General features: G+C 38.5%; 26 protein-coding genes. 7 read left to right on the forward strand and 19 right to left on the reverse strand.

Annotated features, from left to right (window positions below; translation table 11 throughout):
- Window positions 1-4 precede the first annotated feature (4 nt).
- The 3 genes from LCM02_RS06915 to LCM02_RS06925 form a co-directional block, all read right to left on the reverse strand.
- Window positions 5-850, reverse strand: a complete 846-nt coding sequence (locus tag LCM02_RS06915) for an endonuclease/exonuclease/phosphatase family protein (protein WP_224927591.1) — start codon at window positions 848-850, stop codon at window positions 5-7.
- A 35-nt stretch (window positions 851-885) separates the two neighbouring features.
- A complete protein-coding gene (locus tag LCM02_RS06920; RefSeq protein WP_224927592.1) occupies window positions 886-1,401 on the reverse strand; it encodes a DUF2892 domain-containing protein in 516 nt (171 codons plus the stop codon).
- Between the two features lie 147 nt (window positions 1,402-1,548).
- A complete protein-coding gene (locus LCM02_RS06925) occupies window positions 1,549-2,211 on the reverse strand; it encodes a metal-dependent transcriptional regulator (RefSeq protein WP_224927593.1) in 663 nt (220 codons plus the stop codon).
- A gap of 122 nt (window positions 2,212-2,333) precedes the next feature.
- Here LCM02_RS06925 and LCM02_RS06930 point away from each other — a divergent pair, with 122 nt between their 5' ends.
- Both LCM02_RS06930 and LCM02_RS06935 read left to right on the forward strand, forming a co-directional pair.
- Window positions 2,334-4,613, forward strand: a complete 2,280-nt coding sequence (locus LCM02_RS06930; protein ID WP_224927594.1) for a TonB-dependent receptor — start codon at window positions 2,334-2,336, stop codon at window positions 4,611-4,613.
- Between the two features lie 74 nt (window positions 4,614-4,687).
- On the forward strand, window positions 4,688-5,068 hold the full coding sequence (locus tag LCM02_RS06935) for a hypothetical protein (protein WP_224927595.1): 381 nt from the start codon (window positions 4,688-4,690) through the stop codon (window positions 5,066-5,068).
- Window positions 5,069-5,082: 14 nt separating this feature from the next.
- On the opposite strand, the gene LCM02_RS06940 is transcribed toward LCM02_RS06935, so the two are convergent.
- The 3 genes from LCM02_RS06940 to udk are packed head-to-tail and all read right to left on the reverse strand — an operon-like array spanning window position 5,083 to window position 6,506.
- On the reverse strand, window positions 5,083-5,559 hold the full coding sequence (locus LCM02_RS06940; protein WP_224927596.1) for a hypothetical protein: 477 nt from the start codon (window positions 5,557-5,559) through the stop codon (window positions 5,083-5,085).
- Between the two features lie 19 nt (window positions 5,560-5,578).
- The gene (locus tag LCM02_RS06945) at window positions 5,579-5,899 is read right to left on the reverse strand and encodes an FtsB family cell division protein (RefSeq protein ID WP_224927597.1); all 321 of its coding nucleotides are present in this window, start codon (window positions 5,897-5,899) and stop codon (window positions 5,579-5,581) included.
- A gap of 1 nt (window position 5,900) precedes the next feature.
- Entirely contained in the window at window positions 5,901-6,506 is a 606-nt protein-coding gene (gene udk, locus LCM02_RS06950; protein ID WP_224927598.1) for a uridine kinase, read from the reverse strand.
- A gap of 113 nt (window positions 6,507-6,619) precedes the next feature.
- On the opposite strand from udk, the gene LCM02_RS06955 reads away from it, so the two are divergent.
- The 4 genes from LCM02_RS06955 (at window position 6,620) to LCM02_RS06970 (ending at window position 11,018) form a co-directional block, all read left to right on the forward strand.
- Entirely contained in the window at window positions 6,620-8,446 is a 1,827-nt protein-coding gene (locus LCM02_RS06955) for a SulP family inorganic anion transporter (protein WP_224927794.1), read from the forward strand.
- A gap of 136 nt (window positions 8,447-8,582) precedes the next feature.
- Window positions 8,583-9,191 (forward strand): WG repeat-containing protein, encoded by a 609-nt coding sequence (locus tag LCM02_RS06960; protein WP_224927599.1) that lies wholly within the window; start codon window positions 8,583-8,585, stop codon window positions 9,189-9,191.
- Between the two features lie 5 nt (window positions 9,192-9,196).
- Window positions 9,197-9,793: a CDP-alcohol phosphatidyltransferase family protein gene (locus LCM02_RS06965; RefSeq protein ID WP_224927600.1), complete on the forward strand. Its 597-nt coding sequence runs from the start codon at window positions 9,197-9,199 to the stop codon at window positions 9,791-9,793.
- Window positions 9,794-9,797: 4 nt separating this feature from the next.
- A complete protein-coding gene (locus LCM02_RS06970) occupies window positions 9,798-11,018 on the forward strand; it encodes a metallophosphoesterase (RefSeq protein ID WP_224927601.1) in 1,221 nt (406 codons plus the stop codon).
- Here LCM02_RS06970 and LCM02_RS06975 read toward each other — a convergent pair.
- From LCM02_RS06975 to LCM02_RS07035, 13 genes are all read right to left on the reverse strand, one after another.
- A complete protein-coding gene (locus LCM02_RS06975) occupies window positions 11,009-11,797 on the reverse strand; it encodes a patatin-like phospholipase family protein (RefSeq protein WP_224927602.1) in 789 nt (262 codons plus the stop codon). The genes LCM02_RS06970 and LCM02_RS06975 overlap by 10 nt on opposite strands.
- Before the next feature lie 23 nt (window positions 11,798-11,820).
- Window positions 11,821-12,819: an MlaD family protein gene (locus tag LCM02_RS06980; protein WP_224927603.1), complete on the reverse strand. Its 999-nt coding sequence runs from the start codon at window positions 12,817-12,819 to the stop codon at window positions 11,821-11,823.
- 6 nt (window positions 12,820-12,825) lie between these two features.
- Entirely contained in the window at window positions 12,826-13,566 is a 741-nt protein-coding gene (locus LCM02_RS06985; protein WP_224927604.1) for an ABC transporter ATP-binding protein, read from the reverse strand.
- Window positions 13,567-13,571: 5 nt separating this feature from the next.
- Window positions 13,572-14,351, reverse strand: coding sequence for an MlaE family ABC transporter permease (locus LCM02_RS06990; RefSeq protein WP_224927605.1), 780 nt, complete (start codon window positions 14,349-14,351; stop codon window positions 13,572-13,574).
- Window positions 14,352-14,515: 164 nt separating this feature from the next.
- Entirely contained in the window at window positions 14,516-15,604 is a 1,089-nt protein-coding gene (locus LCM02_RS06995; RefSeq protein ID WP_224927606.1) for a Gfo/Idh/MocA family protein, read from the reverse strand.
- A 160-nt stretch (window positions 15,605-15,764) separates the two neighbouring features.
- Window positions 15,765-16,334, reverse strand: coding sequence for a 4'-phosphopantetheinyl transferase family protein (locus LCM02_RS07000; RefSeq protein ID WP_224927607.1), 570 nt, complete (start codon window positions 16,332-16,334; stop codon window positions 15,765-15,767).
- Between the two features lie 20 nt (window positions 16,335-16,354).
- Window positions 16,355-16,603 carry an acyl carrier protein gene (locus LCM02_RS07005; protein WP_224927608.1) on the reverse strand — a complete coding sequence of 83 codons (249 nt, stop codon included), beginning with the start codon at window positions 16,601-16,603 and terminating at the stop codon, window positions 16,355-16,357.
- A gap of 3 nt (window positions 16,604-16,606) precedes the next feature.
- Window positions 16,607-17,881: a beta-ketoacyl-[acyl-carrier-protein] synthase family protein gene (locus LCM02_RS07010; protein WP_224927609.1), complete on the reverse strand. Its 1,275-nt coding sequence runs from the start codon at window positions 17,879-17,881 to the stop codon at window positions 16,607-16,609.
- Window positions 17,881-18,318, reverse strand: coding sequence for a 3-hydroxyacyl-ACP dehydratase FabZ family protein (locus LCM02_RS07015; RefSeq protein WP_224927795.1), 438 nt, complete (start codon window positions 18,316-18,318; stop codon window positions 17,881-17,883). The genes LCM02_RS07010 and LCM02_RS07015 overlap by 1 nt, the downstream gene beginning before the upstream one ends.
- A gap of 3 nt (window positions 18,319-18,321) precedes the next feature.
- A complete protein-coding gene (locus LCM02_RS07020) occupies window positions 18,322-19,113 on the reverse strand; it encodes an SDR family oxidoreductase (protein ID WP_224927610.1) in 792 nt (263 codons plus the stop codon).
- Window positions 19,107-20,159, reverse strand: coding sequence for a type III polyketide synthase (locus LCM02_RS07025; RefSeq protein WP_224927611.1), 1,053 nt, complete (start codon window positions 20,157-20,159; stop codon window positions 19,107-19,109). The genes LCM02_RS07020 and LCM02_RS07025 overlap by 7 nt, the downstream gene beginning before the upstream one ends.
- Window positions 20,149-20,862 (reverse strand): methyltransferase domain-containing protein, encoded by a 714-nt coding sequence (locus LCM02_RS07030; RefSeq protein ID WP_224927612.1) that lies wholly within the window; start codon window positions 20,860-20,862, stop codon window positions 20,149-20,151. Before LCM02_RS07030 ends, LCM02_RS07025 begins: the two co-directional genes overlap by 11 nt.
- Entirely contained in the window at window positions 20,859-21,986 is a 1,128-nt protein-coding gene (locus LCM02_RS07035; RefSeq protein ID WP_224927613.1) for an NAD(P)/FAD-dependent oxidoreductase, read from the reverse strand. Before LCM02_RS07035 ends, LCM02_RS07030 begins: the two co-directional genes overlap by 4 nt.
- Before the next feature lie 168 nt (window positions 21,987-22,154).
- On the opposite strand from LCM02_RS07035, the gene LCM02_RS07040 reads away from it, so the two are divergent.
- The gene (locus LCM02_RS07040; RefSeq protein ID WP_224927614.1) at window positions 22,155-23,414 is read left to right on the forward strand and encodes an NAD(P)/FAD-dependent oxidoreductase; all 1,260 of its coding nucleotides are present in this window, start codon (window positions 22,155-22,157) and stop codon (window positions 23,412-23,414) included.
- The last annotated feature ends 154 nt before the right edge of the window (window positions 23,415-23,568 follow it).

Consider the following 23,568-nt stretch of genomic DNA (forward strand, 5'->3'; position numbering starts at 1 on the left):
CTTTTTATCTGCTTAAAAAGACCCTGACATAAACAGGAAAATGGTCGGAAGGGTATTTTTGATGTTTTGAATCTGTAAGTACGGCATACTTCCTAACTCGAACACCTTCTTTGGAGCAAAAAATATAGTCTATGCGGTCCTGAACAGCATTGTGAAACTCAAATCCGGTAAAAGTCCCAAAAGGGCCAAAAGCTCTCTCTTCAGTGAATTGCCTCGAATCTTTATAATGTTCTGACATATACAATATAGCATCACTTTGTTCATTCAAATTAAAATCGCCCAAAATAAAAACCGGGAAATTATCTTTGTTTAGTTCATCAACTTTATTTTTGATCAGCTCTACACTACGATTCCTGGCCTCAACCCCAACATGGTCAAAATGTGTATTAAAAACCCAAAAATTAATTCCAGTATCCTTATCCATAAAGAAAGCATAGGTACAGATTCGTTCATAGGCAGCATCCCATCCTTTTGAAGGTTTCTGAGGTTTATCAGAAAGCCAGAATGTGTCATGGCCAAGAAGTTGGAACTTATCCTTTTTGTAATAAACAGCACAATACTCGCCCTTTTCCTTTCCATCATCTCTCCCAACGCCAACAAAGTCATAGCCAGTTAATTCAGCCTGAAGATGATCAACCTGAAGCTTCAAGCCTTCCTGAATTCCAAAAATATCAGGAGAATAAAAACGAATCTGGTCTGTTAAAAACTCTTTTCTGTTTTCCCAGCTGTTTTCTCCGTCACTGTCAGTAGCGTAGCGAATATTGTATGTCATCAGGCTCAGACCCTGACAAAAACCCGTGGAACCAGCCATGATGATCAGAAGTGTAACGAGAAGAATCTTTTTATTCATGTAATCCAGTCAAATCTTTGAATTAAAACACCTTGTCAGATCTTTTTCATTTGCTGCTTTACCATAGCAATCTGATCTTTAAGCATACCGTGTTTATCCAGCTTTTTCGCCTCTGTTATAAGATTTGTTGCTTCTCTTTTTCTTCTTTTCGTTAGCGCTATCCCTGCCAGTTGCAATTTTGCCATGGCTTTGTCGTGGTCCATGGCAAGGCCAAGATTCAAGGCCTTTTTAAAGAACCTTTCTGCTTGTGTTAAATTAGTTTGAGAAACCATGATTCCACGTAAGAAATTATAATACCCCTCTTGCTTCTTTGTCAATGCTGCTGAAGGATTTTTGATCTTGTCGAGTAATTTATTACCTCCTTCAAAATCCTGTTTACGCAATTTGAAAAAAGTTAAAAGAAGAATTTCATTTTTAAAATAAAAGAAAACAAAGATACCTGCAAGCAACAAAATGGAGATACCATTCATGATATGTCCCTGATAGAATTCATAAACGGCCCATACGGTAATGATGGCAGCCAGGACAAGTTTTAGATATTTATTGAACATAAGTGAATTTAATTTTGGTGCAAATTTACATTTTTATGGCATTAATCATTCTATTAAACGGGATTAAATGCTTATCGATTTATTGGAATCATCCCTAACGTAACAGACAACTTTTTATCGTCTGTTGAATATTGTGTCCGTTTTTGCTCAAAGTACCTCAACATACACACTTTCCGCAAACTTTTTTGACACATTCTCCACTTTATTTTCATACCTGATCATCATCGAATGATCGAATTCTCTCACCTCCAAGACCTCAATTTCACTGCTCAAGGCAAGGCCAAGCTGCGTAACATATTTTAGAAACGCTGCTGAACTATCTTTTACCGATACCATCCGGCAACGATGGCCTTTCTCAAGTTCGGACAAAGATTTCCTTGTGGTATGGCTAAAATTACCCTCTTCATCCGGAATTACGTCACCATGCGGATCAACCTTTGGATTCCCTAAAAAATTATCGAGTTCTCTGATTAATTTTGGAGATTGAATATGTTCAAGCTGATGTGCAACTTCATGAACTTCATCCCAGCTAAAATTCATATATCGATGCAAAAAAGTTTCCCAAAGACGATGCTTCCTGATAAGTTTTACGGCTAGATTATGGCCCACATCCGTCAAACTGATCTTCCCGTACTTCTCATAATCCACAAGGTGCTTACTTTTCATCTTCTTGATCATCACACTTACAGATGCCGGAGATAATTTTAAATACTCTGCCAGTTGGTTCGTTCCAACCTTATCCGATGAGCCCTCAAATGTCAAATGAAAAATAGCTTTTATATAATCTTCAATATTACTAGTTATATTCATAAAGGATATTTTGTTAGTTATATCTAACTTTATTAGTTTTGCATTCAAAAGATAAAATTATAGTCTTTTATAACAATATGCAATTAAGAATCATTTTTTTAATAGGTTTATTCATCAACTGTATGGGCCTACTTGCTCAATCAGGCCAGATCGAAGGACGCCTGACCAGCGAGGAAAATGTACTCCCTTTTGCAACTTTGCATCTCAAAAATACAGAATATGGAGCCACCACTGATCTCAATGGTAATTATCAGTTGAAAAACATTCCCCCGGGAAATTATACGCTCATAGCCTCTTTTGTGGGCCATATATCTGAGAAAAAATCCATACAGCTAAAAGCCGGACAGACCCTTATCGCTAATTTTCACCTGATTTCCTCCTCAACGCTCGAAGAAGTGGTCGTGACAGGAACAATGAAGGAAACGTATGTTTCGGCCTCACCCATAAAAATTGATGTGGTAACCTCAAAACAACTTGACACCTATCTTCCTTCAGCTTCCAGCTCAGTAGTGGAAAGTGTCCAATTAGTCAATGGTGTGCAGGAAGTGGTTGCCTGTGGGGTATGTTATACCAACAATATCAGCGTTAACGGATTGCCAGGATCTTATACTGCCATCTTAATGGATGGCACGCCAATTTACGGAAGCCTTGCCTCGGTTTACGGACTTAATGGAATACCAAATATGATCATCGATCGTTTTGAAGTAATAAAAGGTCCCAGCAGTACATTGTATGGTTCAGAAGCGGTAGCAGGAGTGATCAATATCATTACGAAGAATCCGGAATCCCAGCCAGCTGTTTCTGTTGACCTGATGACAAGTTCCCATGAAGAAGTATTTGGAAATGTGGCAATGGCTCCTCGATTGGGCAGGTCAAATGCCTATCTGGGCGTAAATTTTGGTTATGCTAATTTATATGCGGATAACAATTTTGACGGCTTTGGTGACGGGATCAATTCTGATCACATTTCCGTTTTTTCCAAAATAAATTTTTACCGTCCCAGTGACAAGATATTTTCACTTGCTGCAAAATACTATTATGAGGACAGAAGAAATGGTGTTCAGGCCTATGTCAAGGACAGGGCTTACAGGGGACTAAGAGGTAATGATCAGATATACGGGGAAAGTATCTATACCAATCGGGCTGAGCTTTTCGGCACTTATGCCCTCGATACCAAGGCAAATTTGAAAATAGATTATTCTTTATCTAATCACGACCAGGACAGTTACTATGGTGACCAATATTACAAGGCTTCCCAGCAAATTGCATTTGGAAATTTTCTTTGGAATTTCAACAAATCAAAACATGATGTTCTTGTAGGTGCCACACTGAGATACGATGCTTATGATGACAATACCATGGCCACAGAAGAAGAGATTGACGGAATTGTTACAAACACTCCGAACAATCAGTTTGTTCCGGGAGTATTCGCACAGGATGAATACAGGTTTTCCGAAAAATTCACAATACTAGGTGGGTTAAGAGTGGATCATCATCAGGAGCACGGATTAATTTACGCTCCTAGATTGAATCTAAAAGCAAAAACTTCTGACTGGACTACCTTCCGGTTTAATTTTGGAACAGGTTTTAAGGTGGTCAACCTCTTCACAGAAGATCACGCCTTTGTAACAGGCCAGCGGGAAGTGTTCATAACAGAGGAACTTGAGCCGGAGAGTTCTTATAATTTTTCCCTGAATTATAACCAGGTTTATACGGGACTAGGAGGTAGTGGATCCATTGACCTTGAAGCATTTTACACGCACTTCACAAACAAGATTATTCCGGATTATGATATTCCGGGAATGATCATTTATGAGAATTCTGATGGCTTTGCGAAGACGATGGGCTTGGGAATCAATCTCAATCATAATTTTAAGTTTCCCTTTAGTGTAAACATAGGATTGAATCTTTTGGAGTCGACCGAAACGGATTATGGGCCGGATGATGAGGAGATAACTACAGATATTCTTTTTGCTCCAAAATGGAGTGGTGTACTCAATGCTAATTATGAGTTGAGAAGACAGAGAATAACTTTGGCTTATTCTGCGACATTTACCGGAACAATGGCGCTTCCCGAGGTTTATGACCTTGACGAACAAGGAATTCCTCTAGAAGATCCTCGTCCCACTAACAGCAAACCTTTTTCAGTTCATCAGATTCAAATCAGCAAATTGATCAAAAACAATTACAACTTGTATTTTGGTGTAAACAACCTGTTCAATTTCATACAAACGGAATCTCCGCTCGTTGGATATGACGACCCGAATTATGAGCCAGGATTTAGTCCTTTCTTTGATACAGCCTACGCCTATGCCCCAAACCACGGGATAGAATTTTATCTTGGTTTCAAATGGGACCTGTCCAAAAAACCCAAACAAGCAACTGTTGCTTTGGAAGAATAAAAGCCAAAATATCTTTTAAACAAACATGTTTTTTCATAAATTTAAGCATCCTTAATTGCCTTAAATTGATTCATATGAAAAATATTACCATTTTATTGAGCATATTTGTCTTCTCTGTTTTTAGCACAAAATCATTGGCTCAGGAGAAAGTCCCGAAGGAATTATTGCTGAGTACCCTGAACAGCGTAGCTCACCTGAATCTGGAAAAAGAACCCCTGGATCAGCTTCTGGAATACAATAAGGACTTTGTTGAACGCGTCTATGAAATACTGGAAAGTGATCAGGAAGATAAACAGAAAAAGCAATTGATGAAAGCTTTGGCTTATACCCGTGAAAAGGAATTACGCGGATTTTTAAGCAAACACAAAACCAATAAATATTTGAAATTAATGGAAGATGAAATGAGGCCTCTGACAAGAAAAGAAAAATTGCTAAAACCCATAGCTAAAAGCTAGGTTTAATATATAGATCAGGAGCCCGTTTCGTGTAATAAAAGCTTCATAATCAAGTGCCCTATTTCTGATCGTTTTTCATTCAGTTCCAAAATGATCCGGTCTGATGATTCTTCTTTTTGGAGGTATCTCGACCTACAGTTATTACAGATATACAAGAGCAAAAAATCTGCACTATGATGACTCAAAGAACTCTCAAGTTCAAGGATATGATCCTTAAATTCACTCGAATCTATCAACATCAATAAAACATCAACATCATTTTCAAGCGCATTCATACAAACGCTTTGCCCTGAAGTAATAAAAGGTGATATATCCACGTCAAAGCCTGTGTCTGAAAGGGAATTAGCTATAGTATTTAAAACTGTTCCTGCATTATTCTGAAAAGTTCCAACCAAAACACGCGGCCTCCTTCCCTCTAATTCGAAAAACAAATCACTGAGCGATAGTGCTTTTTTTCGAAAATCGTGATTTTCGGAATCGTTCTTTTTCAAATTGACTTTTTATTCGAATTTAATCTTCTTCAATAGTATCGTATTCGATAATATAAATATCTTCGTTTTCCTTCTTCATTTTGTATTCCTCTCTTGCATATTTTTCAAGGGAATCAGGATCATTTAAATTATTGATTATTTTCTGGTCGGCATCTATTTGCTTTTTATAATATTCATTGGCATCTTCAAGCTTATCGATCTCTTCATCCAGTTCCCGGTGATTCAAAAATGAATTTTCATCAAAGAAACCCATCCAGACGACAAAAACAACCAAAATAATAACATATTTGTTACTGATTATTCTAACGAATTTATTTTCCTTGAATTTTTTAAAGTTCATCTTATAAACGTTCGTTAATAACGGTTCTGACAATATCGATGGCTACGGTATTATATGTATCATTCGGTATGATAATATCAGCATAATTCTTGGTTGGTTCAATAAACTCCAGATGCATTGGCTTTAGAGTCGACTGATAACGGTCGAGAACCTCATTGATATCCCTTCCTCTTTCATGAATATCCCTTTTCAGCCTTCGTATCAATCTTTCGTCCGAATCGGCGTGCACATAAACCTTTATATCAATAAGATCCCTTAACCTCTTTTCAGTAAAAATGAGTATTCCTTCAATGATCACTACTTTTCTGGGATAGGTTATGATCGTTTCACTAACCCTGTTGTGGGTCACAAAAGAATAAATGGGCTGTTCAATTGAATTGCCCTTTTTCAATTCCTCAACATGTTTGATCAACAGATCAAAATCTATGGCATTGGGATGGTCAAAATTAATCTTTGACCTTTCCTGATAACTTAAATGATCATTTTTATTGTAATAAGAATCCTGAGAGATAACAGTAACCTCAGCTTCAGGCAGTTCGTTTAAAATTTGCCTTACAACAGTAGTTTTTCCACTTCCCGTTCCTCCGGCGATTCCAAGAATCAGCATTTTTAGATATTTAAAAGAAATTTAGCCTTATTTATATACCAAAACTATAAAAAAAGGATTGAATTTATTGAAAAAAAACATTATTTTCACTAGGGTAAAATAATGAAAACATGATCAAAAATTTATTCGCACACTTCAGAGGAGATGCTTTTGGAGGAATTACAGCTGGTGTAGTGGCTCTTCCATTAGCCTTGGCTTTCGGGGTTTCTTCCGGATTAGGACCAAGTGCCGGTCTCTATGGGGCGATAATTTTAGGCTTTTTTGGCGCCATGTTAGGAGGTACCCCAACTCAGATTTCCGGACCTACTGCCCCGATGACGGCGATTAGCATGATCTTGATTGCGGGAATTCTTCAGATAAATGATGGTGATGTAAATAAAGCACTCCCTATCATTTTGACGGTCTTTGTTCTTGCAGGATTGTTTCAGGTTTTAATTGGTGCAATTGGGCTTGGGAGATACATAAAATACATTCCCTATCCGGTGGTATCAGGATTTATGACGGCCATCGGCCTTATCATCCTCATTACAAATATCTTACCCATTCTCGGTTATTATGTTGAAAATGATCAGGAAAGAATTCAAAAATTCAAACCTCAGGCTGAGGAGCTGATAATGGAAAATATTTTAAAGGAAGAAGCTGAAGAAGGGCTTCTTGTTTTAGAGGATTTTCGTGAAACGATACGAAGGTCTGAGTTGATATCTGAAGAAGAAATCATGAATGAGGCAAAGGTTTTGGCCAAAAAAGAAACCTCAGGAGTGATCGGAGCAATAAAAAGCTTACCTCGAGCCTTGAGAAATATAAGCTATATGGAACTCATACTGGCTTTTTTCACCATATTCATCATTTATGGATTTAAGAAAATAACGAATAAAATTCCATCGACTTTGGTCGCGTTGGTTATAGTTTCGAGCATTGCCATTTTTGGAAATTTAGACTATCGGCCCATTGAAGAAATACCAAGTGGATTTCCCGTATTCAATACCGAAATTTTCACTGAGTTTAATTTAGCTGCTGTTTCACCTCATATTTTTACAGCTATAACGCTGGCCTTCCTGGGTGCAATTGATTCCTTGCTTACCTCAATTGTTGCGGATAACATGACTAAAACCAGTCATAACCCCAATAAGGAATTAATAGGGCAAGGAATCGGTAACAGCTTGTCGGGCCTTTTTGGCGGATTACCTGGAGCAGGTGCTACCATTAGGACAGTTGTAAATATTAATTCAGGTGGAAAAACTAAACTTTCGGGAATGATCGCCGGTTTGTTCCTTTTGGTTATTCTTTTGGCTTTGGGTCCGTTGGCATCTAAGATTCCAGCCGCCGTATTGGCAGGGATCCTGGTAACCGTAGGGATTGGTGTCATGGATTACAAAGGTTTAAAAGCAATTCCATCCATGCCGGGATCTGAAATATTGATCATGATCGTGGTGCTTTTCCTTTCCACATTCTGGAACCTGGTTTATGCAGTAGGTATTGGTCTTATCATTGCATCGCTTGTATTCATGAAGAAAATGGGTGATGCCACGGCTGATAAATCGGATGTAAAAACACTTAAGGCTGAAAAATCCTGGAAGGACGAAGAAAATTTTCCGGATGAAATGAAGGAAAAAGTATTCATCAAACATATAAAAGGGCCTGTATTTTTTGGCTCGACAAGTTTTATACAGGTGCTTGCAAAGCAAATTCCCGAGACGGCTTCTCATGTTATCATAAGGATGGATCGGGTTCCTTATATAGATCAGACTGGGCTTTTTGTTCTGGAAGACGTCTTTCTTGAATTGGAAAAAAATGACGTTCACGTTCTGATTGTTGATATTCAGCAACAACCTCTTTATTTGATGAAATCAATAGATATCGTTCCGGATCTGGTTTCAGAAGAGCACATTTTTGAAACCTTCGAGGAATGCACAGATTGGATATATAAGAATGTAACTTAATTATTAATAACAGACTACAGGGTTTCTAAAATGGGGTTTGTAAATGTTGCATCATAGCTAATTTTTCATGATCAATATCATAGTATTTAAATGATTTGAATTGTACCTTTCTTAGGTTTAACCTTAATTTATGCCTATGAAAAATCTAATATTTTTTTTGCTGGGTGTCATAGTAAGTATCTCTGTAAATGCTCAAATTATGATGAACCTCGAGGAGGTTGGGTTGTTAAGTGAAGGGCTATTAGCCGTTAAGAAAAATGGTCAATGGGCTTTCGTTGATCATAAAGGAGCTATTGTTATAGATTTCAGAGATGATCTGGTTGAAGTTGAAAATGTATTGAACAAAAAGAAGTATCCTGTTTTTCATGAGGGCAGATGTCTTATTCGGAGGGAAAAAGAAGGATTGATTTACTACGGCTATATTGATCCTGCTGGAATTATAGTTATTGAACCCCAGTACGTCAATGCAACCCCCTTTAAGGGTGGCTTTGCTGTTGTCATGAATTACATAAAAGAGGTTGTCGGCAAGAACAAATTACTGGGAAAAGATGTGGTCAGCTATCGTATAGAAGAATTTGTGATTGATGCTGACGGTAAAACCATGACTCCGATGTTGAACTCAAGAAATTATGTCCCTGATAAAATGAAATCCAAAAAAGCTCCGGATTTCACCTCAAAACTTTTAGGTGACAGAATGATTGGAGTTTACACAGAAGACAATAATTGGGAGCTTCATAGTTTTTAGATCAAATGCTCACGTTCCGAAATTTTAATATTGCCGATTGGTTCTCGTTTTACCGAATTTTTGCCGCCCCTTTTCTTTTGGTAATCATATGGTTGGGAGAGCGGGAACTGTTCAGTTGGCTATTACTGGTAAGTTATAGCACGGACGCAATTGACGGATTTCTCGCCAGAAAACTGAAAATAACCAGTCCAAGGGGGTCCCAGCTGGATTCCATGGGTGATCAAATAACCCTGGTAATCGGTTTTCTGGGAATATTAAAATTCGAGTTTGGATTTATTCAAGCCTATTATCAATGGATACTAGTTCCTCTGACGCTTTACTTTATTCAGATGATCATCGCTTTTGGAAAATACGGTAAGGCTACCGCATTTCACACCTATTTGGCTAAATTTTCGGCCGTAATTCAGGCCATATTTATTCTTGGACTTCTATTCTGGGGTCCTCTTCTGTGGCTTTTCTACTTTATGATATTTATCGGGATCATCGAAACCTTGGAAGAAATAATATTGATTTTTATGTACCCACACTGGGTGGCAGGGGTTAAAGGATATTTCTGGGCGCGCAACGATAAGAGAAGACTTCTGATAAATAAAGACAATTGAACAAATGAGGTCATTTTCAAACTTTACCATATTCCTGCTCTGCCTGTCAATACTGGTGATTGATATTCTGGCCTTTTATTGGCTTCAATCCATAACCCAGTTGATCAATTTGCCCAATCTAAGGCTCAGCATCCATATTGCTTTTTGGTTTTTTACCATTGGTCTGATTACGGCAATCGTAATTTTGAAAATAAGGCTTGACAATATTCATCCCCAAAGAAAGCACCTTTTGATCACCTCTTTATACGGATTGACTGTATCGTCCTTTATTCCCAAAATAATTTTTGTGATCATAATTTCCTTCTTATATTTTTCAAATTATATGCTTTCGGAAAGGGAGTCACTGATGGTTATTCCGGTAATCGGCTTACTCGCCGGGTTTTTGCCATTTTTTGTCATCATCTATGCCATTTTCAAGGCCCTCTATCGCTTCAAGGTTCATCATCTTCACTTAAAAACTAAACTTTTACCCCTAAATTTTGAGGGGCTTCGTGTTGTTCAGATCTCTGACCTTCATCTTGGAAGTTTTAATTTCAGATATCATATTCTGGAGAGGGCGGTTAAGATCATAAATCATCTTAAGCCGGATCTAATCGTTTTTACCGGTGACCTGGTCAATAATTTTGCCTGGGAATTAAAAGGATGGAGTGAAGTTCTGGATAAATTAGAAGCAAAAAAAGGGAAATTTGCGGTTCTGGGAAACCATGATTATGGAGATTACAGCTCCTGGGAGACACCGGAATTGAAAAAGAGTAACTTCGAATCGATCAAATATTTTTATAAAAAAATAGGGTTTAACCTTCTGATGAACGAGTCTTTTGTCATTAAAAATGAAGCGGATGAGATTGCCATTCTGGGCGTTGAGAATTGGGGAGTACCTCCTTTCAAACAATATGGAGACCTGGAAAAATCATTAGAGAATGTGAAATCAATTCCGTTTAAAATCTTACTAAGCCATGACCCTACGCATTGGCCTGAGGAAGTTGTATCTTATACCAACATTTATCTCACTCTCTCTGGACACACACATGGTATGCAAGCCGGCGTCAGGTTGAAAAATAAGCAATGGAGCCCGATCAAATTCAAGTATAAACACTGGGCAGGTTTGCACCAGGAAGGAGATCAATACCTGAATGTCAACAGGGGTTTAGGCTGGTTGGGATTTCCGGGAAGATTAGGTATGAGGCCTGAGATAACGTGTATTGATGTCAAAACTCAAACCTGAAAGAAACTGAGGTCCTTTAATTTAGATAATTCATCATAAGTACTTTCATAACCAATTTGAAATATTTCATCTATTTTCCCCACATCAAGCAATCCGTACTTTACGAGCTTTAAAGGTGCGATCATCAGTTTACAATGCTTAAATTTAGCATGGGATCGCTTTGAATAATTAATTCTTATAGCGCGCTCAAGAACATTCACCGAATACTTGAGTTCCTCAGGTTCTATTTCTCCCAAAGGACTGGTATATGAACCAATCATCAGGTTACAGGATGACTTAATCGGTGCGATTGGAAAATTATCAAGAATTCCACCATCTCCATATAGTTCGTTCTCAATATTGACCGGTGAGAATAGACCCGGAAACGCGGATGAGGCCAATAGGGGCCTTATCAACTGCCCCTCTTCAAATACCCTGAGACGACCATTGCACATATTAACGGCAGACACAAAAAGTTTTTTTCTAAGAAAGGAGAAACTATCGTGATCCAGGTATTTCAAAAAATCATTGTAAAATTTATCCGTATCAATAAAACCGGGTTTTGAAAAAGCAAATCGATTGAGGTGAAACAAAGGGGTTTTCTTAAAAAAATCAAGCATTTCATCAGGATCATAGCCGTTACAAAATAAAGCCCCAACAACTGCCCCAGCGGAAGATCCTGAAACAATATCAGGATTAATGTTATGCTCCAATAAGGCTTTGATCACCCCTATATGCGCAATTCCTCTCACTCCTCCACCAGACAATACTAATCCAAGAGTATTCTTTTTTTCATTCATCAATTTTCAACTCAAATTCGTAATCATTCCTTAAGTTTATTCTGCCTTTTTTCTTCTTTTAACCTTTCTTTCTCCTGCTTTCTAAAGTATCCTTTAAAAAAAGTATTGTGTCTTAATGCCTCCAGGTTTTCATTAAGCATTTCGCTTCCTTTCTTTATGTTCTTCACCGTTTCTCCTATATCCTGAACCAAAACTGTATCCGATACTATATAATTCAATGTTCCTTGACTATCCTTAATTTCAACAATAAAATCGTTTAAATTTCTAATCACCAGATCTATATCTTCACTCGATTTCTCAAGATTGCTGATAATATTTCGAAATTGCCTGGCTGACACTGAATCTCTAACCAATACGTTAATCAGGTTGTCCTCGTTATTGACCACATTTACAAAGTCTTTTACTTCGTTTATGGCCTTTGAAGCTTCAACACTGGCCTGATTCAGGTTCTGAAATGTTTGCTTTAAATCATCACCCATTTCCTTATCGTTTAGAAGAAGGGACAATGTTCCATCTCCTTCGTTTATACTCTTTGTTATTTTCAGGAGTTCCTTTGAAAGTTCAGCGGCATTATCGTTTGTTACACTTAAGGTAGACATCATATCGGCAGAAGATTTTCTTTTGAGCGATTGAATTGTATCACCTTCCTGAAGCATGTCACCACGAGAGCCTCCAGGAAAAATATTAACAACCATACTTCCCACCAATCCATCAGAGCCCACAACAGCTACGGCGCTTTGTTTCATGTGCCTTCTGATTTCCTCGTCGATGACCATATCAACACAAATTGTAGAGTCGTCCACCATCATTATATTTTTAACGGTTCCAACATTGATACCTGAAAAACGCACGTTATTGCCTAATTTCAATCCATTCACGTTACTGAAAACTGCGGTTATTTTAAAAGTATTACCAAATAAATTTTGCTTTTTGCCTATGAAGTAAAGTGCAATAATCAATATGGCTCCAATCAGAATTACGAAAATTCCAAGTTTAGTTTTTTCTGTGTTTGTAACTTTCATAAACGTTTATTTAAAAAAGGCCTGTATTCTGGGATCTTCCGAAGAAGACAATTCCTTAAAGGTTCCCTCAGCATAATTAATTCCATCGATCAACAAAATCATTCTATCTGCAATAACTCTGGAACAATCCACATCATGTGTAATGATCAAGGCCGATGATCCATAAATTTCCTGTATGTCCCTCATCAATTGAATGATTTCTTTAGCCGTTATCGGGTCAAGTCCGGTAGTGGGTTCATCGTATATAATAATTTTAGGATGTAATATGATTGCTCGTGCAAGCGCCACTCGTCTTTTCATTCCTCCCGAAAGTTCGTTTGGCATTAATGCAAGGGTTTCAAGCAGGCCCACGCTTTCCAGGGCCTGATGGACAAGCTTATCTTTTTGTTCCTGACTAATGTGTTGCTTTCTCAAAGGAAATTCGAGATTATCCTTGACGGTCATGGAATCGTATAGGGCACTCCCCTGAAAAAGGAATCCAATCTTTTTTCTTAGGGCATCCAATTCGGCCTGTTCCAGTTCAAGTACATCATTACCCATAATCTCTATATGGCCCGAATCCGGTTGCATTAAGCCCATCAAACATTTTATCATCACCGATTTTCCTGATCCTGATTTCCCCATAATCACCAGGTTTTCACCTTTATACAAACGCATATTGAAACCATTAAGAACTTCATTGTCACCAAAGTGCTTTACAAGATTCTTTATCTCCAGAATATTCTTTATGTCCTTATCCGTATCCATTTCGATCAGTTATAAAAAATATCAGTTACAAAAACAGCAATAAAGTCAATAATGAATAAAAGCATCGAAGTATATACCACTGCTGAATTGGACGCCTCACCAACTCCTACTGTACCCCGCTCACAATAATAGCCTTTGTAACATCCAACGAGGCCAATGGCAAAACCAAAGAAGAATGACTTGATGATTGCCGGGTTGATATCCGAATATTCCAGGGCATCAAATACATTATTAAAAAACAGTTGAAATGAAACATCTCCCTTTAGATTCTCAACCAGTGCTGAGCCAATCAACGCGATGGCATCCCCATAGATTATTAACAGGGGAATCATCAATGTAGCTGCCAGAATGCGTGTAACTACCAGGTATTTAAAAGGATTGGTCCCGGATACCTCCATGGCATCTATTTGTTCCGTAACCCGCATTGAACCCAATTCCGCCCCTATCCCCGAACTAATTCGTCCCGCGCAAATCAAGGAAATAATAACAGGTCCAATTTCTCTTACAATTGAGATACTGACCATAGAGGGCATCCATGATTCAGCCCCAAATTCCATCAGTGTCGGACGGGTTTGCAAGGTCATCACAAGCCCGAGAATAAATCCAGTGACCCCCACAAGAGTAAGCGATTTATTACCCATTTTATAGCACTGATGCATCAGTTCTCTCAGTTCAAAAGGCCTGGAAAAAACTTCTCTGAAAAAACGTCCCGCAAAATAGGACAGATCTCCTACTTCTATCAGAAAAGACCTGATACTTTTTGGTATGTGCATCTCATAATTCATAAGATATACTTAGCCATTCTACCAAAGTTAGTTAAGGGAATCAATAAATAAAATGATTTCAATCATTTTATTTTAACTCATTGAATCCAGGCTGAATTTTCTTCTTACGTGCTGACAACATCCCCCTATTAACCTAACATAATCATCCAAAAATCGCCTTGATCTTAACTCAATAAAATTCGCGCCCCGCCGCTTTGTGCTGATTTAAATATTGATTCCACAATTTGAATATCTCTCAATCCTTCTTCCCCAGGTACTACGGGGTCTTGATTTTCTATAATGGCAATTGCATCGTCATCCATTTGTTTAGCTTGCTGGTTTCCTGAAAAGGGTAAAAACGTACTGCCTGAACTTGTTCTCCCCTGAACTCCACTGTAGGATTGAAACGGCCTTAATTCGTACCATCCAGAAGAACAATCTATTTTTAAATGATTTATATTCTCTGCAAAGGAAGTCTTGCATTTAGCCATAACTCCATTAGGAAACTCAAGTTCAAAAAACGTAGTCTCATCTACTTTGAAAAGTTCAGGCCTGGAATTCTCAATTCGAGCGGATACACTTATGGGTTCCATTTGGGTTGCATATCGGACAGCATTAAGAGGATATACTCCCATATCAAACATGGCGCCTCCTCCTAATTCAGGATGAAGTTTCCAATGGCTTCCATCGCCTCCCCGGTTATAAAAACCAGCTTCAGCCTTCAATTTCTCTATTCGTCCAAAAGGTCTTGATCCCGCCATTCGAATGATTTCCTGAGTTACGGGTTCATGCTGCATTCGATAGCCTATTGTGAGCTGCACTTTATTCTTCCTGCATGAATCGATCATAGCTTTGCAATCCTTTGCTGTGGTTGCCATTGGTTTTTCACACCATACATGTTTTCCGGCTTCAGCTCCAATGATTGTATATTTTTTATGCATTGCATTGGGCAAAACAATGTAAACTATATCAATATCGTCATTGTTAACCATTTGATACATGTTTTCATAATTATAAACATTCCTGTCAGCAATTCCGTACTTTGCCTGCCATACAGGAATTTTTGAAGGAGTTCCCGTAACGATGCCTCTTAATTCACAATATTTAGTCAGTTGTAAAGCAGGGGCAAGAAGATCCCTGCTGTAGTATCCAAGTCCTACCAATGCAACTCCCAGCTTTCGGGAAGGTCCGGATTTTAAAAATTCAGGAATAGGGAAAACACTTGAGGCTGCAACCAAACCAGATTGCCTAATGAAATTACGTCTGCTGATCATATTCTGAAAAATTTAAACTCAACTTTAAGGTAAGGCTAAAACACTCTTCCTTTAAAGTTAGTAAAAAATAACCAGAATTGATTTTCAATTAAGTAAGGATATGTATTTTGGAATTGAGGCCGACTATAGGAAGTTAGAATATAAATATCAGGGCTACGGTTTAAACAGTGCAAAGAAAACTTCCAAATCGTCCATGATGACTTACAGAGCAAAAAATATCGGCCTTGTGACCTCTCAAAAAAACTTCAGGAACACCTTCATTTTTTAGGATATCAATATCTGAAGGGTCCATTTCTAATTTTTTGGCGAGTTCATCTTTTAGTTTGGAATAAAGAAGCTTCGAGACAATTTTCCAATTATATAATCCGGTTCTAACAGGTTTACACCAGGCATCCTTTTTATTTATTGTCCATGTCAAGACATACTCTTTCGTTAAAATACTTCTTGTATGATATATCCTTGAGTCAATTTGAATCAGGCCAGATTCAGAGTTAATCACTTCACATTCAAATTTGAAAGGATTAAAACTTCGTAAACGCGTAAGATGAAAATCGGCTTTGTAGGCGCTTTCTTTCATTGACCACAACCTCCATATCGCCATTTCCTGATCCTTCTCACTTTCGATAAATTGAATCTCGTTTTTCGAAAAGAGTTTTTCAAGATATCCATTCCGCCTCCAGTCAGACTTTACTCTGGCTTCTTTAAGATCAACGATGTCAGTTCCAACCATCTATTGATTACTTCATTTAATTACTTCATTTTACTTTCTATGATCTCCATCGCTTTTTCAACCGAAAGCATTTGCTCCATGGATTCGTTATCAATTTCAATATCAAAGGCATCTTCTACATCAAGAACTATATCCACAAGGTTTGCGGAATTTATCTTAAGATCATTGATAAAATCCGTTTTTTCATTTAGGTTATCAAAGGCTTGCTGATCCTGAATGTAGGGCTTCACAATTTCCTTCAGCTGAATGATCAATTCTTCTTTTTTCATATGTTAATTTTTTAGTTTTCTAAAAATGATACAAGCATTTACGTCTCCGAACCCAAAACTTGCTTTGATTACGGTCCTGACATCCTGCGCCTTGATCTTGCCGGAAACCGAGGACGGGTTAATGAGCTCAATAATATCAGGATGCAGATCCTCGCTGTTAATTGACGGAAAGAGAAATCCATGATAAATTTGAAGAACAGAAGCAATGCACTCTATACTCCCTGCGGCAGCGAGGCAATGGCCTGTCATACTTTTTAGGGAGTTTATGTAAGGGAAATTTTTTGAGGAATAACCCAGGGCCTCTTTCCAGTTGTAAATTTCGAGCACATCTTTTGTCGTCGCCGTTAGATGCCCGTTAATAGCGTCGATGGAGTTTGGATCGATACCCGCCTCTTTAACGGCTTCACGAATACACTTTTTAACCGCTGTGGCATTAGGTGCAGTCATTGTGCCTCCCTGACGCTGACCTCCCGAGTTAATATGCCCCCCTAGAATCTCAGCATATATTTTTGCTCCTCTGTCCAAAGCCCATTCCAAATCCTCCAAAATCATGGCACCTGCCCCCGACCCAGGAACAAAGCCAGCCGCTGAAGCACTCATTGGCCTCGAACCCTTTTCAGGCGTATCATTGTGTTTATAGGTCATCACACGCATGGCATCGAAGCCACCCCAGATATAAGGACCGTGGTCACTGCAACTTCCTACCAGCATCCTCCTGGCCCTGCCTGACCTTATCCTATCCACACCCATCAATATAGACTCGGTTCCCGTAGTGCAAGCCGATGAATTTGTCGTTACCTGATTTCCACAGCCTAAAATTCCTCCCAGATATGCACTGATTCCGCTCGCCATGGTTTGTGCAACTGTCGTGCTTCCCAATCGCCGCACTTTTTTGTCATCAAGTTTATAAATGGCTTCACGAAACTTATCGACTCCTGACTGACCCGTACCAAAAATAATTCCCGTGTCATAATCCTCCTCTGAATTCTGATCAATCGCCAATCCTGCATCAGTCCAGGCATCCATACCGGCAATGCATCCGTAAAGTATTCCCGAACTGTTGAAATTCTTTCGTTGCAAATCCGTAAGGTACCGGCTTATCAAATCTTCAGAAAGCTTCGGAACCGCGCCAATACAGCAGGAAAAACCCAGCTCTTTCAATTCCTGAAAGTATTCAACCCCTGATCTTCCCGTTCGTATTCCCTGTACGAAATCATCTATCCCAACTCCATTAGGAGCAACAACACCCATTCCCGTAATAACAACTCTTTTTTTCATTATTCGCCAACAATCATTCCTGCAATTTCACCCCTGCATACCAGTTCTTTCTTTTCATTCAGCATTCGTACAGAACATTTTAATTTATTAAATCGAAAGTAGATTTTTTCTGATTCTACTATTACTTTTTCTCCGGGATATACAGGAAGGTAAAAATCAATTTGATTCGAAGTCAGCGCAATTTTTGGCCTGATTTCAACTTCCTTTTTGCCTAATAAAAAAATCCCCATGCAAACAACACCAATCTGGGCCATCACTTCGGTCAAAATGACTCCGGGGGTAACCGGGTTATCCTTAAAATGACCCGCATAAAAGAAACTATTCTTCCTGAAGGTATAGCTCCCCTGAACCCCTTTCTCATTTATGGTCATGATTTCATCCACAAACAAGAATGGTTCGGTAAACGGCAATGCATTGATAATTTCTTCCTTGTTCATCATCTAGCTTAAATGTTCCCCTCCATCCACGGGAATTATACAACCATTGATCCATGCAGCTTCTTCTTTGCATAAAAGATATACGGCATTGGCAACATCCTTGTCCAGAGTAAGACGTCCAAATGGATTTCGCTTTAAAGCATGAGCAACTAATTTTTCACTTCCCGGAATCATTCTAAACGATTTGGTATTGGTTACTCCCGCCTGAATGCAGTTAGCCCTTACTCCTTTTGAGGCGAATTCAATTGCAATATTCCGGGTGATCGCTTCTAAGGATGCTTTCGCTGCTGAAACAGCGGCGTAATTCTTCAATGGCCTTCTTCCTCCTTCACTTGTAAAACTTATCAACCTAAAATCCTTGGCCATTTTAGAGGTTGAATAAACAGCCTTGAACCAGTCATAAAGACTCAACGCCATGGCATCTACCGTGATTTCAAGATCAAGTTTGGAAAGTTCAGCATTATCCACATCAATCATGGGTTTTAAATTACCTTTTGCAATACTGTGGACCAAGCATTTAACAACACCTTTATCACCAAGATTATCAAGAAGAATTTTCAAAATTTCCTCTCTGTTTTCCGTCTTTAGTAAATCCTTATTAAAGCTAATAAGAGAAACCTGATTTGCCCTGATCTCGTCGAAATGAGCTTCTATTTCAGGCATTTCACTTTTCCGGTCTCGATGCACGATACATATATTCATGCCATAACGAGACAGCTTTTTGGCCGTAGCAAGACCCAAACCACTTGAGCCACCTAAAATTAAGGCCCAATTATTTTTAAACTCTTTTACCATTCCAATAATATTCTTTGAGCGGAGAACCCCGGCCCAAAACTTAACATCAAACCTTTTTCCCCCGGTTTAATATCCTTTTCCAGAAACCGTTCAAGAACATACAATACCGTTACGCTTGACATATTTCCATACAATCGAAGCACTTCTTTTGTATCGTCAATATTCTTTCCCGAAGATGCGAATAGGCTCTCTACGGTTTGAACAATTTTCTTGCCTCCGGGATGAAAAACCAGGTGATCTATATCGTTTATTGTCAAACTATTCTGCTCCAAAAAAGGATGCACGATTTTTGGGAAATGAGCTGCTATGGTTTCAGGAACTTCCTTATCAAGTACCATTTGCAGTCCTGTATTTCTCAATTTAAACCCCATCATTTTTTCAGCATTAAAAAAATGATACATGGATTCATCTAAGATCGCCGGTCCGTTTTTATCTTCTTCGGAGCTGAGGATCACAGCAGCTGCACCATCTCCAAAAATTGCCGCACTAACCATGTTAACCATTGAAAAATCCTCAAGCTGAAACGTTGCAGTTGGAGATTCAACAGCCACAACTGCAGCACATTTATCCGGATTGGCCTGCAAAAAATTCTTGGCATAGATCATGCCCGAGACCCCAGCAGCACAACCCATTTCAGTTACTGGTAATCGTACAACATCCTGGCGCATATCCAGCCGGTTGATCAAATAGGCATCAATAGACGGGATCATAATTCCGGTACAGCTTACTGTTATCAGGAAATCAACATCTTTAGGAGCAAGATTTGCCTTTTGTAAAGCTTCAGTTAAACAATTTTCAGCCAGAAGTACCGATTCTCTTTCATAAATATCATTTTTCTCTTCAAAGGAAGATTTATGAAAAACCTCATCAGCATCCATAATGGAGTACCTGCGGTCCACGCCGGCATTCTCAAAGATCTTCTTAATTTTCCTTCGAAATCTGGGCTCCTGGTCCTGTAACCATAATTCCAGGAAAGGAAGTATTTCCCCTGTATCTCTTGTATATTTTGGCAGCGCCTTTGCTACCGATTTAACTCTAACTTTCATTCTTTGAATATAGTAACCACTGGTAACGAAAAGCCCATTTCCAGGCAATTTCAAAACGCATTCCCATCATTTTTGAAAAGTGTTCCAGTTCATCTTTTTTAAAGCCTCTCAAAATCGATATAAGCCCATCGTTTCGAATGATCTTATTGTTGATAAAAAAACTGATAATGTTGAATAAAAAATAAGCGAGTTTGTTTCGATGAAGATCATTGATCACAACTCCCAAACTTGCATTTTTGCATAATAAATTTAGTTTACTAATAATTTCTTCATCTTTTAAATGATGTAAAAACAAGGTTGATACCGCAATATCATACTCAAGCTCTTCGAATTCTTTAGAAAAAATATCAAGTTGAAAATAGCTGATATTATTATGAGAATTTGAGAGTTCGGCGGCATAAGCTATAGTGTCGGCATTTGCATCGATACCGATCAGTTCGAATTGATACCCCTTTTGTAATCCCATATTCGCAATCCTTCTGAGCATATCACCATTTCCACACCCCAGATCGACTATCTTCACCTTTCCTTTGGGATTTTCTGACTTTAAGATTTTATCAATACCATCCAATGATACATGATTTCCACCCAGCCACCAGTTAATCCTGGATAAAATGTCAAGATTATCTCTTAAGTCCTTACCCCTCATCGTAAAATCATCCATGATTTCTCTTTGCTCACTTCTATACCTGGTACTAATCATAAGCTTTCAACGGGTTTGCCATGGGTTCGTTTTATGATCTGTTCAATGACAGCCGGATAGGATTTGAGGTAGTTTATCACGAATAAAGACAATTGTTTGTATTCAAACAATCGCGAAAGAACCCTTCCAGTCCTCAATCTGGAAGAAAAAGCCTTCTTCCAAAGAACCCTGTATTTCTTTTCCAACTGTTCTCTGGTCATAGACTTTGCGTTAAAATATTCAACAAGAAGATCTGAAATCATCCTGGCACTTAAAATGGCCATACTCATTCCATTCCCACATAAGGGATGAATCATTCCTGCAGCGTCTCCACACATGATTACATGATCCTCGATCAATGACTTCGATTCAAAGGATATCTGACTAATGGCCAGCGGCTTATCAAAAAGCATTTGGGCATTAAGCAAAATGTTCTTGAGGAATTTATTCTTGAATAATACCTTTTCTTCAAATTCTTCTATGTTTCTGTACTTTTTAAATTCCTCATAACTGACTATATAACAAATATTGAGTGCCCCATTTTCAATTTTTGAGACTCCGCAGTAGCCTCCGTAAAAATTATGAAGTCCCACCACATTGTCAGGATAATCACCTTTATAATGGGCCTTAACTGCCAAATAAGGAGCAGATGAGTTCATAAAACGCCTTTTTAATTTTGTATCGAGTGAAGACCTTTTGCCATAAGCTCCAAGCACAAATTTGGCTTTTACTGTTCCTTTATCCTTAAGTTCAAGCCGAAAGAGGTCTCCATGAAATTTAATATCCGTAACCGTATCATGCAAGAGGATAATTTCCTTTTGTTTTAGAATCTCATACAAGGCTGCATCCAGGGTGTAGCGACTGAGACTAAATCCTCCCAAAGGAAGATCTGACATACAGGAATCACCGGTCACAGCTGAAAGTTCAAAATGCTCCATTTTTTTAGCACCGTATGAAAATGGATCCATCCCCAAAGAAATCAAATAGGGCAAAACCTCATTTGAAATATATTCTCCGCAAACCTTGTGCCTGGGATATTCTTCTTTCTCAACGAGAAGTGATTGTATTCCATATTTGGACAAATGTAAGGAAGCAGTTAATCCGGCGAGACCTCCACCAACAATAACAACTTTAAAACTCGACATGAATTTGGGTTCAATTTTTCAACCTAAAAGATACGGCTATTTTTATAATGATTAAACCCTGATTAAAATAATCAGGAAGGCGTATAACTGCATATATCGATTTTTAACACCTCGTTTATCAAAACATACGGGAATAAAAAGCGGAAATTTTCCCATATCTTTGATAGAATGGCAAAAAGAAATAGAATCATAATCATAGGAGCTGGTTTTGGCGGAATAACGCTGGCAAAATTTCTAAAAAATGAAAATGTCGAAGTACTTCTAATTGATCAGAACAACTACCATAACTTTCAACCTCTGATGTATCAAATTGCCACAGGAGGTTTAGAGCCCTATAGTATTGCATATCCCGTTCGAAGAATTCTCAGGCAACGCAAAAATGTCAGATTTAGAATGGCAAAAGTGAAATCTGTGGATACGGATAAGAAAAAATTGAAAACCTCAGTGGGCAGTTTTTATTACGATTACCTGATCATTGCCACGGGAAGCACAAGTAACTTTTATGATTTTGACTCGATTAAAAATATTCTTTTTCCTCTGAAGTCAATTCCGGATGCCTTGAATATGAGAAGTTTTATTTTTCAAAACCTGGAAAAATCCCTCACACGACAAAAGGATGAATCCCTTGAAGAAATCCTTAATATTGCAGTCGTGGGCGGGGGTCCGGCCGGAATCGAATTGGCAGGTGCACTGGCGGAAATGAAAAAATATGTGATTCCCAAAGATTTTCCAGATCTTGACATTTCCAAGTTAAGCATCAATCTCTACCAGTCTGCTCCAAAATTGTTAAAGACAATGTCCGATGAGGCTTCAGAAAAAACCCTTGAATATCTCCAAAACCTCGGTATCAATGTATTTCTGAATTCAAAGGTAACAAACTATGATGGTGATAAACTGAGCCTTGCAGATGGAAGCTCCTTTCCTACAGATACACTTATCTGGACTGCGGGAGTTAAGGGAGCTCCAATTAAAGGCCTGCCAGAAAATTCACTTACCGGAGGTAACAGAATATTAGTTGATGCATTTAACAGGGTTAGTTACACTGAACGCGTTTTTGCCATTGGTGACGTAGCCGCTCATATTACCGAGGAAAATCCGAGAGGACTTCCTATGCTCGCCCCGGTAGCCAAGCAACAGGGAAAGTTACTGGCAAAAAATATCCTTAGAATGATGAAGCATAAACCGATTCGTCCATTCGTTTACAAAGACAGAGGGGTTATGGCAACCATAGGTCGAAAAAAAGCTGTTGTTGATCTGCCGAACTGGAAATTTCAAGGTTCATTTGCCTGGTTTCTTTGGATGTTTGTACACATCGTATCCCTCATTGGATTCAGAAATAAGTTCGTTGCATTTTTGGACTGGTTTACAAATTACTTAACCTACGACAAACCACTGGGTTTGATTCTCAGGCCTCACAAAAGGAAGTAAATTCAAATTGAAATTAGGGACCATAAATCCCGGAAAATCCTAAGATAAAATCGTAACTTGCAGTAAGCGTGACGATCAACTTTCCAGAAGTTCTGATTGTTTGGAAATTCCTTCTGTGAAGAGTCCTGAATGACGGACGGGAACATTTGCTTCA

The organism is Lutimonas saemankumensis (genome assembly GCF_020171465.1).
In the GTDB taxonomy this organism is placed as follows: domain Bacteria; phylum Bacteroidota; class Bacteroidia; order Flavobacteriales; family Flavobacteriaceae; genus Lutimonas; species Lutimonas saemankumensis.

What these genes read in the sequence shown, in the direction of transcription:
- LCM02_RS06915 (WP_224927591.1), bottom strand. Translation starts at nt 850, where the DNA reads ATGAATAAAAAGATTCTTCTCGTTACACTTCTGATCATCATGGCTGGT.
- LCM02_RS06920 (WP_224927592.1), bottom strand. Translation starts at nt 1,401, where the DNA reads ATGTTCAATAAATATCTAAAACTTGTCCTGGCTGCCATCATTACCGTA.
- LCM02_RS06925 (WP_224927593.1), bottom strand. Translation starts at nt 2,211, where the DNA reads ATGAATATAACTAGTAATATTGAAGATTATATAAAAGCTATTTTTCAT.
- LCM02_RS06930 (WP_224927594.1), top strand. Translation starts at nt 2,334, where the DNA reads ATGGGCCTACTTGCTCAATCAGGCCAGATCGAAGGACGCCTGACCAGC.
- LCM02_RS06935 (WP_224927595.1), top strand. Translation starts at nt 4,688, where the DNA reads ATGAAAAATATTACCATTTTATTGAGCATATTTGTCTTCTCTGTTTTT.
- LCM02_RS06945 (WP_224927597.1), bottom strand. Translation starts at nt 5,899, where the DNA reads ATGAACTTTAAAAAATTCAAGGAAAATAAATTCGTTAGAATAATCAGT.
- udk (WP_224927598.1), bottom strand. Translation starts at nt 6,506, where the DNA reads ATGCTGATTCTTGGAATCGCCGGAGGAACGGGAAGTGGAAAAACTACT.
- LCM02_RS06960 (WP_224927599.1), top strand. Translation starts at nt 8,583, where the DNA reads ATGAAAAATCTAATATTTTTTTTGCTGGGTGTCATAGTAAGTATCTCT.
- LCM02_RS06965 (WP_224927600.1), top strand. Translation starts at nt 9,197, where the DNA reads ATGCTCACGTTCCGAAATTTTAATATTGCCGATTGGTTCTCGTTTTAC.
- LCM02_RS06970 (WP_224927601.1), top strand. Translation starts at nt 9,798, where the DNA reads ATGAGGTCATTTTCAAACTTTACCATATTCCTGCTCTGCCTGTCAATA.
- LCM02_RS06975 (WP_224927602.1), bottom strand. Translation starts at nt 11,797, where the DNA reads ATGAATGAAAAAAAGAATACTCTTGGATTAGTATTGTCTGGTGGAGGA.
- LCM02_RS06980 (WP_224927603.1), bottom strand. Translation starts at nt 12,819, where the DNA reads ATGAAAGTTACAAACACAGAAAAAACTAAACTTGGAATTTTCGTAATT.
- LCM02_RS06985 (WP_224927604.1), bottom strand. Translation starts at nt 13,566, where the DNA reads ATGGATACGGATAAGGACATAAAGAATATTCTGGAGATAAAGAATCTT.
- LCM02_RS06990 (WP_224927605.1), bottom strand. Translation starts at nt 14,351, where the DNA reads ATGAATTATGAGATGCACATACCAAAAAGTATCAGGTCTTTTCTGATA.
- LCM02_RS06995 (WP_224927606.1), bottom strand. Translation starts at nt 15,604, where the DNA reads ATGATCAGCAGACGTAATTTCATTAGGCAATCTGGTTTGGTTGCAGCC.
- LCM02_RS07000 (WP_224927607.1), bottom strand. Translation starts at nt 16,334, where the DNA reads ATGGTTGGAACTGACATCGTTGATCTTAAAGAAGCCAGAGTAAAGTCT.
- LCM02_RS07005 (WP_224927608.1), bottom strand. Translation starts at nt 16,603, where the DNA reads ATGAAAAAAGAAGAATTGATCATTCAGCTGAAGGAAATTGTGAAGCCC.
- LCM02_RS07010 (WP_224927609.1), bottom strand. Translation starts at nt 17,881, where the DNA reads ATGAAAAAAAGAGTTGTTATTACGGGAATGGGTGTTGTTGCTCCTAAT.
- LCM02_RS07015 (WP_224927795.1), bottom strand. Translation starts at nt 18,318, where the DNA reads ATGAACAAGGAAGAAATTATCAATGCATTGCCGTTTACCGAACCATTC.
- LCM02_RS07020 (WP_224927610.1), bottom strand. Translation starts at nt 19,113, where the DNA reads ATGGTAAAAGAGTTTAAAAATAATTGGGCCTTAATTTTAGGTGGCTCA.
- LCM02_RS07025 (WP_224927611.1), bottom strand. Translation starts at nt 20,159, where the DNA reads ATGAAAGTTAGAGTTAAATCGGTAGCAAAGGCGCTGCCAAAATATACA.
- LCM02_RS07030 (WP_224927612.1), bottom strand. Translation starts at nt 20,862, where the DNA reads ATGATTAGTACCAGGTATAGAAGTGAGCAAAGAGAAATCATGGATGAT.
- LCM02_RS07035 (WP_224927613.1), bottom strand. Translation starts at nt 21,986, where the DNA reads ATGTCGAGTTTTAAAGTTGTTATTGTTGGTGGAGGTCTCGCCGGATTA.
- LCM02_RS07040 (WP_224927614.1), top strand. Translation starts at nt 22,155, where the DNA reads ATGGCAAAAAGAAATAGAATCATAATCATAGGAGCTGGTTTTGGCGGA.